General features: G+C 58.7%; 10 protein-coding genes. 1 reads left to right on the top strand and 9 read right to left on the bottom strand.

Features of this window, described 5'->3' with window-relative positions:
- Positions 1 to 8 precede the first annotated feature (8 nt).
- Complete coding sequence (surE, locus tag ACN2TU_RS06415) at positions 9 to 785, bottom strand: 5'/3'-nucleotidase SurE (RefSeq protein ID WP_435153963.1); 777 nt, start codon at positions 783 to 785, stop codon at positions 9 to 11.
- Between the two features lie 483 nt (positions 786 to 1268).
- Here surE and ACN2TU_RS06410 point away from each other — a divergent pair, with 483 nt between their 5' ends.
- Positions 1269 to 1481: a hypothetical protein gene (locus tag ACN2TU_RS06410; protein WP_435153960.1), complete on the top strand. Its 213-nt coding sequence runs from the start codon at positions 1269 to 1271 to the stop codon at positions 1479 to 1481.
- A 1-nt stretch (position 1482) separates the two neighbouring features.
- On the opposite strand, the gene ACN2TU_RS06405 is transcribed toward ACN2TU_RS06410, so the two are convergent.
- The 8 genes from ACN2TU_RS06405 to ACN2TU_RS06370 form a co-directional block, all read right to left on the bottom strand.
- Complete coding sequence (locus ACN2TU_RS06405) at positions 1483 to 2910, bottom strand: small ribosomal subunit Rsm22 family protein (RefSeq protein WP_435153958.1); 1428 nt, start codon at positions 2908 to 2910, stop codon at positions 1483 to 1485.
- Positions 2907 to 3683, bottom strand: coding sequence for a prephenate dehydrogenase/arogenate dehydrogenase family protein (locus ACN2TU_RS06400; RefSeq protein ID WP_435153956.1), 777 nt, complete (start codon positions 3681 to 3683; stop codon positions 2907 to 2909). Before ACN2TU_RS06400 ends, ACN2TU_RS06405 begins: the two co-directional genes overlap by 4 nt.
- A 67-nt stretch (positions 3684 to 3750) precedes the next feature.
- Positions 3751 to 4188: an ester cyclase gene (locus tag ACN2TU_RS06395; RefSeq protein WP_435153954.1), complete on the bottom strand. Its 438-nt coding sequence runs from the start codon at positions 4186 to 4188 to the stop codon at positions 3751 to 3753.
- A 297-nt stretch (positions 4189 to 4485) separates the two neighbouring features.
- The gene (locus tag ACN2TU_RS06390) at positions 4486 to 4932 is read right to left on the bottom strand and encodes an ester cyclase (protein ID WP_435153952.1); all 447 of its coding nucleotides are present in this window, start codon (positions 4930 to 4932) and stop codon (positions 4486 to 4488) included.
- Positions 4933 to 5160: 228 nt separating this feature from the next.
- Positions 5161 to 6513 carry an LLM class flavin-dependent oxidoreductase gene (locus ACN2TU_RS06385; protein WP_435153950.1) on the bottom strand — a complete coding sequence of 451 codons (1353 nt, stop codon included), beginning with the start codon at positions 6511 to 6513 and terminating at the stop codon, positions 5161 to 5163.
- Positions 6514 to 7155: 642 nt separating this feature from the next.
- Positions 7156 to 8388: a carboxylate--amine ligase gene (locus tag ACN2TU_RS06380; RefSeq protein ID WP_435153948.1), complete on the bottom strand. Its 1233-nt coding sequence runs from the start codon at positions 8386 to 8388 to the stop codon at positions 7156 to 7158.
- A 145-nt stretch (positions 8389 to 8533) separates the two neighbouring features.
- Entirely contained in the window at positions 8534 to 9328 is a 795-nt protein-coding gene (locus tag ACN2TU_RS06375; RefSeq protein WP_435156133.1) for an aldo/keto reductase, read from the bottom strand.
- A 456-nt stretch (positions 9329 to 9784) separates the two neighbouring features.
- Positions 9785 to 10957: a M24 family metallopeptidase gene (locus ACN2TU_RS06370; protein ID WP_435153946.1), complete on the bottom strand. Its 1173-nt coding sequence runs from the start codon at positions 10955 to 10957 to the stop codon at positions 9785 to 9787.
- Positions 10958 to 11426: the final 469 nt, after the last annotated feature.

The raw sequence follows: 11426 nt of genomic DNA, 5'->3' as shown, positions 1-11426 counted from the left end.
TCGAGAGATTACTCGTGGTAGGCAGTGACCAGTTCGTCCAGCGATTCGTGGTGTTTGGTGGTGTGCGGTGCAGTCAGTGGCGAGACGCTCACTCGACCTTCGAACACGGCCCTGCGGTCGGTTCCGTCCGGGTCGGGAAGCGTGTCGTTGTCCATCTGCTCCCACGTCAAATCGTGCAGGGTGACGACGCCGCCGTCGGTCGTCGCGTTCATGTCGTACACGTGCGACGGACGCGTGACTTCCATCGGTGCAGGTTCGTCACTCGGCATCGGCGCGTTGACGTTCAGGTATTCGGCCTGTTCGAACACTCCCGCGTCGAGCGAGTGCTCGGTGAGATACGTCGCGGCCCGTGCTGCCTCTTCGTACTCGTCCGTCGTCGTATCGTGTGGCCACATGTGATTCGGAACGTGGAGCGAGACGGCGATCGCGGGAACGTCGAAAAAGGCCGCTTCGACGGCGGCGCTGACGGTTCCAGACCGACCCAAGACGTAGGCCCCGAGATTCGCACCGTTGTTACAGCCCGAGACGACGATATCCGGGTATGGCCCGAGTTCGGTCAATCCCGCGACGACGCAGTCGGTGGGGGTTCCCGCGATGGCGTAGCCGATTTCGTGGTCTTCGACCTCTACTTCGGAGGACATCGCCCGCCCGACGGCGCTCTGGTCGGTTGCGGGCGCGACGGTGGTGACGTTGCCGACCTCCTGAAGCGCGTCGTATAGCGCGTGGATACCGGGGCTGTCGATACCGTCGTCGTTCGTCAGAAGAATTTCCGGAGAGTCGCCCATGAACAGGGGGTCGGAGCGGGAGCGCAAAAATGCTCCGTTCGAACGGTAGGTTACGACAGCAGAGTACGTCCTGAGCGGCTGAAATCATTAGCAGAGGCGCGACCAACGACGAAATACGGAGCAAGAAGTCGCGTTTCGGTGATTCCGGCTGTATATCGCCGGAGTCGGCCAGTTACGGCCAGCCGGAATGGTCGCGGGGGATGTGAGCATCAGCACTGGAACCGTCAAAACAGCGGTGAGGAAGCTTATGACGGTTGTTGCGACGAAAAGCATTCCCAAGACGAGGGCGGCGAGACCGGCTAGTAATACGATGACGGCGAGAAGGAGAAAAAACCCCAATCGTTTTGACCCCCATCGCTTATAGATTCGTCTCACTAGAATATCGGATTGGTGGCAGTGCCCCATCACAGTGTTATAATTCAGCATTGATAATTAACGAATCACATGGATTTATATCCTGACACTCGCTCTGTCTAGGTGGCTATGGCGGAGGGAAACGTCACTGACGCGCGGACACTCGAACTCAACTACGAATACGCCCAGCGTAACGTAGACGTGCTGTCCATCTGGTTTGAGTGTAAGCCACGAAAAACGGTTGAACTGCTGGCAGAAAACAACATCCCGCTATCACCGAACGACCAGGGGAGGTTCGGTTCCTACTACAACTACGTCCGAGAGGTCGTGGAAGCGAACTGAGTTAGAGACGGTCGACGACCGTCTTTTCATCGACTACGAGATTGTACGCGTTTTCATCCTCGTTCCAGAGTACCAGCACCTCTTCGAACGAGAGGAGACCCCCATACTCTGCCTCACGGAGCGCGCGGTTGAGCGCCGTTTCCTTCGTCAGTACCGCGAAGTGACTGACCTCCTCGCTCCCGTCACCGACTTTGAACACCTCGTTTCTCCCGCCGTCCGACAGAGAATGGCTGAGCTTCACCGCGACGAGGTTTACGCGCTCCGTGACGTGTCGCTCCATTTCCGCCATCTTCGCCGAGCGAGAGCGCTCGGCGGTGAATTCCCGTCGTCTGGTTCTATCGGTTCGCAAAATCACGTGTGAGTACTGCACATCGACGTTGACGAACTCGCCGTCGCCTCGTTCGTCCGCGCCACCGTCGTCGCTCTCATCCCTTCCGTCACTCTCGTCCAGTCGCCGCTGGAACGCGGGTATCTCGAAATCCGGTTTCACGTCGAACGACCATCCACGGTCGCTTGGTTCCGCGTCCGGCCAGAGTCGAAGCGTCGGCGAGTAAACCGTCGTCCGGTCGGCGACGCGTCGTTCGACCTCTCGAAGGCCGATACTGGCGTTTTTGTCCGCCGGGGCGATGGCAACCATCGCCCCGTCGTCGGCGAGATAATCGAGATATTTCCGGACGATCGTTTCCGGGTCGTCCACCTCACTCAACACGTTGGCGAACAGAACGAGGTCGTACTCGCTGTCGGGAGAGAACTCCTCCGCCGTCGCTCGGTGTGTCGTCGTATGGAAGTTCTCCCGTGTTTCTTCCATCATCGAAGCGAATACGTCCACGGCATCACTGGGTTCGACGGCATGATACTCCACCAAACTGTCGTCCGGGTAAAAGTCGTGCAGTCCGAGTGCGGGGCCGCCGACGCCAGCGCCAACGTCTAGCACTCGCAGCTTTCGTGACAGAAGGCCACGCTCCACGAGTTCCGAGAGTACGTACTGAGCCACGGCGTAGTAATCCGGCAGATGGTAGATAGCGTAAGCAAGCGCAACTCGGTAATCGTACGCCACCGGATTCTGCGCGAAATAGTCCTCCTTGAGGCGGCGAATCGTCCCACGAAGTTCGTCGCCCGATTCGCCGTCGGGCCATCCCAGACCGAACTCCCCGACGAGCAGGTCTTCGAGTTTTCTGCCGTAGGGTTCTGGGAACGATTCGACGCCGGGGAAATCGGGTGATACAGGGTCCTCGGAGACCGGTTCGAAGGTGCCGTCGTCGCGTTCGACGAGACCGAGATTGAGCGACTGCTCGCGAAGCACCTGTCGAACGACCGCAGGATGTGGTTGTCCCTCGATGTACTCCGCAATTTCGTCCGGGTCGATGGGACGCACATCGCGGAGGTACAGCGCGTTCGAGCGCACCTGCTCGCGTTGGTCTTCGTTCATCGTTCGTCCTCCGGTTCGTGTTCGCCCTGATTCAGTGTTGCATTCTGCGTCGCTCTCGCTTCCTGATACAGGCGCTCGAACTCCTTCGGGTCGGCCGCTGCGAGTTCCGTAGCCGCGGTTGCGACACCGTCCGAACCGTCGAACGCCGCCTGGATGTCGGCGTACACGCGCGAATCGCCGCCCGTAACTTGCGCCGTGAGGTCGGCAAGGCCGTCGTAGATGGGCGTTCGAAGTCCCTCCGGAACCGAATTCGCCGAGAGCGCGAATGCGAGAATCGCAGTGTGTGCACCAGCCTGCACGGTTTCCATCGCCTCGTCGTGTTCGTCCGGCGTCGTCTCGACGAGCGTGTTACCGCGCGATTCGAGCGCCGAAAGGAGGTCGTCGGTCACCGTTCCCGGTTCGTCCGCAACGACTGCCACGTTCCCCGGCGCGTTTTCGGGGCTGAACAGCGGATGGAGACTGACACGTTCTTTGTCGGGTGCGTGCGCTGCCATCGCCGACACCGGCGCTGCCATCGCGCCAGTGAGGTCGAGCACTGCTCGCTCGGCTTTCGATGCGTGTTCTTCGATTGCACCCTCGACTGCGGGGAGGGGAACCGCGATACAGACCGCGTCGAAGGTTTCCGTCGTGTCCAGCGCGACTGCGTTCCCGCCGAGTTCCTCCGCGGCGTGTTCCGCGACTGCCGGATTTGCGTCGGTAAACGCGAGGTCGCAGTTCATCGCCTCCGCGAACCAGCGACCCATCGCGCCGGCTCCGACGACAAGTACGTTCATTGCATCTGGATTGGCGTGGTTCGCCCAAAAGAGGTTCGTTTGGTCGGATGCGTCAGTCCGAAAGCATCTATCTTTCCGGCGGTTCGACGACACCGATTTGCTTGAAGAGACCCAGTGCGTCGTCGTTGACGTAAACGTCTTTGATTTTCCCGTCTTCCAGGTGATTAATGAGGATACCCGTTATCTCTATTTTCTCCTGTGTCGGTTCAACACCCATGAATTCGCCGGTGTGAATCGCTCGCGTCGTGTATCGAATCGTTACCGTGTCGTCCAGAACGAGCAACTCTTTGATGTCCATGTCGATGTCCGAAAAGGCGTCCCGGAACCTTTGGGCCAGTTTACGGTATCCATCGGGGCCACGAACCGGTTCGCTGACCATCGGGTTGTGGTAGGTAAAATCGTCTGTGACGAGGTCGGGAATCACGTCGAGGTTTCCGCCGCTGTTCCATACCTCTGTGATTTCTCGAAGGGCGACCGCTTCGTTGTCTGGTGCTTTGGTGCTCATGGTTGTTCTCCCCCACGTGGACAGGGTACTCGGGATGAGGCGATAAACGAAACCTATCGTTCAAATGGAAATGGATGAAGGACGGCAGGTAACGGACGATGGTTCGACACGGGCTATTGGTTCCGACGGGGTGTTTTTTATTTATGAAAATTTACATTAACAGTGTGGAAAAGAGAGTCTCCGAATGTCGCTGTCTGGATGCACTGGTACCCTTTCATCGAATTGTCGCCATTCCGACGACGACAAATGCGATTACTCGGCCTTCCCTGGCGAGATTTACCCAGCCCGTTTAGTGGGTTACTGTTCGAACTCCTCCATCTCCGGTAACTCGACGACACCGAGTTGGACGAACATTCCCAGTTCGTCGGCGTTGTCGTAGCGTTCCTGTATCTTTCCGTCTTCGATTCGGTCGATGAGGATGCCCGTCATCTCGATTCGTTCGTCCGTCGGTTCGATGCCCATCATCTCACCGCTGTGGGTTCCCCGTACGATGTAGCGAACCGCCACTTTCTCGTCTGTTGGCACCACGTCCTCAACACTCATTTCGAGATCGGTGAAGATGGTTCGGGCTTCCTTGGCCGCTTCTCGGTACTCATCTCGACCCTCCATATCCATCATCGGGGAGTGATAGACGACATCCTTCGCGACGAGGTCATCGATGACATCGAGGTCACCGTCGCTGTTCCATACCTCCTCTATTTCCCGAATTACGACCGCCTCGTTGTTCGCTGTTCTGACGCTCATTGTGTTCTCCCTCCACGGAAAAAATACATCGAGCAAGTCGATAAACGAGACAGACCGTTCAGCAAGAAACGGATGCAGGCCGAAAGGAAACACGAGATGGCGCAGGGGAGGGTGTCGATTGTAGTGGTAGCGCTGGTAGTCAGTAGAAAATCGAATGCTCGGTGGAAACAAGGTTCCACCGAACGTTTCCTGTGAGAAAAATCCCATCTCTCCGAAATCGGTCAAAACTTAGCGCTTCGCAGGATGGTCGTCCGCAAGATACCGCCGCCCGACCAGATTCTCTCGAAGCGTGCCACCCTCGTACTCCTCGCGCATCAGGCCGCGTTCTCGGAGTTCGGGGACGACCAAATCAACGAAGTCCCGAACCGTTCCGGGTCGGACGATTTCCTTGAGGTTGAACCCAGTGATTCCGGTTTCTTCGTGCCATCGTTCGAGTTCGTCGGCGACCTGCTCCGGCGACCCGACGACGACGGGCGAGGTCGAACCGAGGCCGCAGAACTCCGCCACATCGCGCACCGTCCAGTCGCGTTGTGGGGCGTGTTTGGTTAGCGCGTTGACCGCGCCCTGAATCGCCTCGGTTTCGATATGCTCGACCGGTTGGTCGGGCGCGAGTTCCGAGAAATCCAAATCCATGAATCCGCCGAGTAGCGTCAGGGTCGCCACGGTGTCGACGTTTTCGCAGTACTTCTCGTACTTCGCTTGCGCGATTTCCTCCGTTTCCCCGACGACTGGTGCGATTCCGGCGAAAAAGGCGAGTTCGTCTCCGTTTCGTCCGGCCTCGTTTGCGCGCTCGCGCAAGTCCTCAACGTAGCTTTTGACGGCTTTCTTCGTCGGTTGGCTGACGAACAGCGCTTCCGCGTTGGTCGCCGCGAAGTTCCGCCCGCGCTCTGACGACCCGGCTTGGTAGAGAACCGGGGTTCGCTGTGGCGACGGTTCGCAGCTATGCGGGCCGGGAACCGAGAAATGCTCGCCGTCGTAGTCGATGGCGTGGACTTTCTCGGGGTCGGTGTACTGCGCTGCCTCGACATCCCTAACCACTGCGTCGTCCTCCCAACTGTCCTCCCATAGTCGGTAACAGACCTGCATGAACTCCTCGGCGCGGTCGTAGCGCGTATCGTGTTCCATTCGCTTGTCCAGCCCGAGGTTTTCCGCCGCGCTTTCGAGGTAGGACGTGACGATGTTGAACGCCACTCGTCCGTCGGTGATGTGGTCAAGGGTGGAAAATTCGCGGGCCAGTTGGTACGGATGGACGTACGTCGTGGAGCGCGTCACCGCGAAGCCGAGGTCATCAGTCACACTCGCCATCGCCGGTATCAGCAGTTCCGGGTCGTTCGCTGGCGTTTGGATGGCTTTCTCGATTGCCGTGTCCCGATTTCCGCCGTGTACGTCGTAGATACCCCGCACGTCGGCGAAGAAGACGGCGTCGAACCCGCCGCGTTCCGCAAGTCGAGCGACCTCCTGCCAGTAGTCCATGTCGGTGTAGCGGTGTGATTGGTCACCGGGCGTGCGCCAGTTGCCCGCCGTGACGTGTTCCACCGCGTTCATCGTGAACAGGTTGAAGTGGATGTTCTCGTCGGTCATTCGTTGGTCTCTGGTTCGTTTGGTCAGCGCAAATCAGGGGGGAAGGCGGCGACGTTCTCCGCCAACTGTTACGACTAAAAAGCGGTTTGTTGGAGTATTTTAGTGTGCTTCTGGTTTTGGAGTAGTTGGACTATATTCATGTCTTCGTCGTGATTTACTCCCTGTTCCTGTATTCCCTGCAAGTCACGACAATACATGACCGCCACCGCAACCGCAGGCCACACCTTCCCCAATTGATTCCCTCGCGTGGCTTCAGCGGGCCTTCTCAGACGATGGCTCGCGGTTGCACCGCTCGCTTTCGCGGTTTTTCCGAAACCGCTCAGTCCTCGAAGGCCTGCCAGCACGCGCCACATAGCTTGAGTATCCAGGCCGCAAGGGTGCGCCAGCGCGATTTGCGCGAGGCGTGAGCGAAGCGAACACCGAGCGCACTCCCGCACTGGCGGGGAGGGGTGGGGAGACTGCGGTGACAATGCGGTGGCGGTTATTTGGAGACGTGATTTGCGGAAAACACTACAATAGACGTAAAAACAGAGTCGCTTCCCGGTTCGAACACTCACAATTCGGGGTTTGCAGAAAACACCAAAATAGACACGGAGTCAGCAATCTACTCAAGGGCGACCCACAAGAATCCACAAACTCGCGCTAGCAGGAGCAGTAGTAATCGCCGGTTCCGAACTCGGTTTTCATCAGCCTGTACGCCGGGCCAACGTCGCTGGGTCGGTACACGCCGGTCGTCAGGGTATCCACGTGTTCGAACTCGCCTGAGAACAACTCATACCACTGCGTTTCCCCGAGAACGTCCGAGAAACCGGCATCGTTTGCGAGCAGCTTCAGATAATCCGCCAGATAGACCCACGTCGCGTCGTGGGTCTCGCCGACTTCGAACTCCTCGCCGACCGCTTCGGCATAGGCCGCCCCCAGCAAGTCGGCCCCGGCCTGTACTGGGAGACTGATCCACTTCCACGGACGGGTGTTGATGTCCAACAGGACGTACTCCTCTCGCGATTCGTCGTAAACGAATTCGGATTCACTGATGCCGTAGTAGCCGGTTGCTTCGAGAATCGAGAGCGCGCGCTCCTCGATTTCCGGTTGGTCGACCCGTCGAACGAGACAGGAGGTGCCGAACTCCTGTGGGTAGCGAACGCGAGCGTTTCCGACGAAGGTGACCGGGTCGCCCTCTTGGGAAACGTAGGAGGCCAGCGAGCAGTCACGCCCGGTTGCGATGTCCACCTTCTCCTGTGCCATGACGTTGATTCCGGTGTCATCGGCCATCGCCACGACATCCAAAAACTCCGCCTCGTCGGCGACTTCGATGACGTTCGTTCCGACCGCTTCCTCGAACTCACGCTTGAGCGCTGGTTTGACGACGAAGGGAAAATCGAGGTTCTCGATGGCTTTCTCCGGGTCGGTGTCGGCCATACGGTACGTTTCGGGGTAGGGAACACCGAGTTCCTCGGCCTTCTCGTACAGCGATTCTTTGTTCAGCACGGCATCGATGGTCTCCCGCCCAGCGAACGGGAGACGCACACCCTCGGGTTCGGTTCCGGCGAAGGCGTGCACCCATTCGTCCATGCACGGGAACGCGACCGGTTCGTGTTCCAGTTCGGCGGCGAGGACTTCCACGTCCTCGCGGAACCCGTCGCGGTCATCGAGCGGGTAGGTCACCTGTCCCGCGAAATCGACGGCGTCGGAGTACGGCGCGACACCCTTTCCGTTTCTATCGATTGCGATGACCGGAACGTCATGGTCAGAGAGCGCGCGCGCGACGCTCAACCCAGTTACGTGTGCGTTGCAGACGATTGCTGGCGGCCTCTCGAACGTCGTCCCCGCCAGCGCTTCACAGAGACCGTCGAACGAGCGAAATTCCTCAGCCATGGAGTGGGATTTTCGGAGCACGCGCTAAAGCATATTCGACTGGGCGAGGTTCTCCGGTATCTCGGAGGCAGGAAAATCCGTGTCGGGTATCCCTTTTCCGGTGACGAAAACGAGATTTGATTCAGTTAAACCAGCAGCTTTTCACTCACTGGTTCCACGGAGCCCTGTCGGGGTCGATGAGTCGCTCTTCCCGGTCGATATCATCTATCTTCTCCACGTCTTCCTCGTCGAGTTCGACGCCCAAACTGCGCCAGTTCTCCTGAATGTATTCCTGCCCGGACGCCTTCGGGATAGCGGTGACGCCTTTTTCGCGACACCACGCGAGGCTGAGCTGTGCCGGAGTAGCGTCGTACTTTTCCGCGACCGCCCGAAGTTCGGGGATATCCGCCACGTCGCCGCGAGCGATGGGCGAGTACGCGACGAGTTCTACATCGACATCCTCCCCCGCGCAAAACTCCCTGAGGTCGTCCTGCTGGAGCAAGGGATGCATCTCGACCTGATTGGCGAAAATCGGCTCTTCGGCCTCTTCGACCGCCTCTCTCAGGAGGTCTACCGTGAAGTTGCTCACGCCGATTTCTCGTATCAACCCTTCCTCACGGAGTTCCGCGAAAGCTTCGAGGGTATCGTCCGCTTCGTACTCGTCGGTCGGCCAATGAACGTAGAGCAAATCGACGTAGTCGAGTCCCAATCGGTCGAGGCTCTCTTCGGCACTCGTGAGGACTTGGTCGTAATCGAGGTTTTCGGGGCTGACTTTCGTCGCCACGAACAGTTCCTCGCGGGAGACGTCCGATTCGGCGATAGCGTCGCCCACCGCGGATTCGTTGTCGTACCCCTCGGCGGTGTCGATGTGTCGATAGCCGGTTTCGATGGCTGTTTTGACGCTCTCGACGCATTCGTCGTATTCGTCCAGCTCGTAGGTTCCGAATCCGAGCATCGGCATTCCGTGAGATTCGGGTGCGGAGAAGGCGGTCACTTCCGGCTTCGAATCAGTTGATTCGGCTCGGCTATCCTGTTCGGTCTGGCTTTCTTGCTCGGTTTGGTCACCTTCCTCTCCCAGTTCATTTTGCTCGTCCTGCTCGCTTTCGGGCTCTATCGCCCGCTTTACTGCGTCCGGAGTCTCCACTTCCGAGGGCTTCATTCCCATTTCGCTCAATGCGGGTGCGCCCTCCGACCGCTTTCCGAACAGGTATCCGAGGGCGAACCCCACCCCGACCGGAAATGCGCGCCAGAAGACGCTCGCGATTCCTCCTGTTTGTTTCGCGTTCGATTCTTCGGTGTCCGTCGTTTCCTCGGCCATAAATGCGCAGTCGCCGGAGGGCTACTTTTGAATTGTGGCGGATTCAGTCTTAAAATTCGGATGCGGCGATTCGAACAGGACGACGATTCGAGCGAACCCTCAGTCCAAAACGAGTTCTATCGGATAGTCGGTCAGGTTCTCGTAGCCATCCTCCGTGACGACCACGAGGTCTTCGATACGAACGCCACCAACATCGGGATCGTACAAACCGGGTTCGATGGTGATGACATGGCCCGATTTCAGTTCACCTCCATCGGGGCTGATTTTCGGGAGTTCGTGAACGTCCAATCCGACGCCGTGGCCAGTACTGTGGATGAATCCGGTTTCGGTACTCGCATCACTCCGAAGGGTTTCGTAGCCAGCGTTTTCGTACACGTCACACACTGCATCGTGGATTTCTTCCCCCGTTGCGCCCGGTTCGACTGCATCCAGCGCCGCGTCGAAAGCCTCGTGCGTAAGGTCGTATCGAGCACGGATTTCGTCGGACGGTTCGCCCTTGACGAACGTTCGGGTCATGTCGGCGTGGTACTTGCTCGCTTTGTCGCGCGGGAAGATGTCGATGATAATCGCTTCGTCCGCCGAAAGCGGCCCGCTTCCACGGTCGTGGGGGTCTGCCGCGGCCGACCCGCAGGCGACGATGGTTTCGTCCAGCGCGGCTCCGTGGCGCAGGAGCGTCACTTCGATTTCCTCTTTTACGCGTTCGCTGGTTAGCACCTCGCCATCGTGGTAGAGGAGACCGTCCTCGACCGTCGCCGAAGAAAGCAAGTCTTCCGCAGCGTGCATGGCCGCCTCGTTGGCTTTCTGTGCGACGCGCACGTGCTCGATTTCTTCGTCCGCTTTCGTCGCGCGAATTCCGGTGATGACGGCAGTATTTTCCGGCGAAACGGTGACGCCAACGTCGCGGAGGCCGTCCGCAGTGCCGACCGGGAAGCGTTCGGGCACTGCCACCGATTCGACTCCGTGATCGGCGATGAACTCGGCCAACACGCGATTTTCCGCTTCTTTCTGGCCATGTTCGGCGATTTTCTCGTAGTAGTCGTAATCGACCTTTCGCGCGACCGTTTCCGCGTCGCTTTCCTTTTTCGCTCGTCCGTATTCGAGGCTGGAGACGAGCAGGTGAACACCATCCGCGTAGAGCGTCGTGAACGCGTCCGGCGCGTCGAATCCAGAGAGATACAACTGGTCGGAGTCGGTCGATGCTGCATCGATGAGGAATCCGTCAACGCCCATCGTGTCGAGCGCGGAATCCAGTGCCGAGAAGTCCTTTTCCATGTATCCCGCGACAGAGGCGAGCAGTAAAACGATGTCGGAGACAGGGAGTACGATGTGGTATCTGTTTTCAAGTCGTCTCTCGAATCATCTCGTTTGGCCTTCGGCAGTAGGCTTCGAGCATCGGCGTCGATATGCAGTTTGCTGTTGCCGTCAACACATACCGCCACCGCAACCGCAAGCCACATGCCCCCTCAACCGACTTTTACGCTCACATTCGTTCGCGCAATCGTCCCTCGCGCGGCTTCAGAACGAGCCTTCGGACGTGAAATTTTCAGGCTCGTTCCAGCGCGCGCCATAGCGGTTGGATGGGATTTCGAATGGTGCGAATTCTGTGGCACGTGCGCCAGCAGGCCTGAGGGCGTCCAAGGGCCTGCTGGTTATCACGCGAGGGATGACTGAGTGAGTGGAGCGAACGAAGGAATCGGTTGGGGAGGGTGTGGCCGATGCGGTGGTGGTATGTGTTGTCGGG

The sequence above is a fragment of the Haladaptatus marinus genome, assembly GCF_051194195.1.
This window is presented reverse-complemented; position numbering and strand designations above follow the sequence as displayed.

Bases quoted from the DNA above. Each gene is read 5' to 3' on its own strand.
- ACN2TU_RS06375 (WP_435156133.1), bottom strand. From the start codon at position 9,328: ATGCCGATGCTCGGATTCGGAACCTACGAGCTGGACGAATACGACGAA.
- ACN2TU_RS06410 (WP_435153960.1), top strand. From the start codon at position 1,269: ATGGCGGAGGGAAACGTCACTGACGCGCGGACACTCGAACTCAACTAC.
- ACN2TU_RS06405 (WP_435153958.1), bottom strand. From the start codon at position 2,910: ATGAACGAAGACCAACGCGAGCAGGTGCGCTCGAACGCGCTGTACCTC.
- ACN2TU_RS06380 (WP_435153948.1), bottom strand. From the start codon at position 8,388: ATGGCTGAGGAATTTCGCTCGTTCGACGGTCTCTGTGAAGCGCTGGCG.
- ACN2TU_RS06370 (WP_435153946.1), bottom strand. From the start codon at position 10,957: ATGGAAAAGGACTTCTCGGCACTGGATTCCGCGCTCGACACGATGGGC.
- surE (WP_435153963.1), bottom strand. From the start codon at position 785: ATGGGCGACTCTCCGGAAATTCTTCTGACGAACGACGACGGTATCGAC.
- ACN2TU_RS06395 (WP_435153954.1), bottom strand. From the start codon at position 4,188: ATGAGCACCAAAGCACCAGACAACGAAGCGGTCGCCCTTCGAGAAATC.
- ACN2TU_RS06385 (WP_435153950.1), bottom strand. From the start codon at position 6,513: ATGACCGACGAGAACATCCACTTCAACCTGTTCACGATGAACGCGGTG.
- ACN2TU_RS06400 (WP_435153956.1), bottom strand. From the start codon at position 3,683: ATGAACGTACTTGTCGTCGGAGCCGGCGCGATGGGTCGCTGGTTCGCG.
- ACN2TU_RS06390 (WP_435153952.1), bottom strand. From the start codon at position 4,932: ATGAGCGTCAGAACAGCGAACAACGAGGCGGTCGTAATTCGGGAAATA.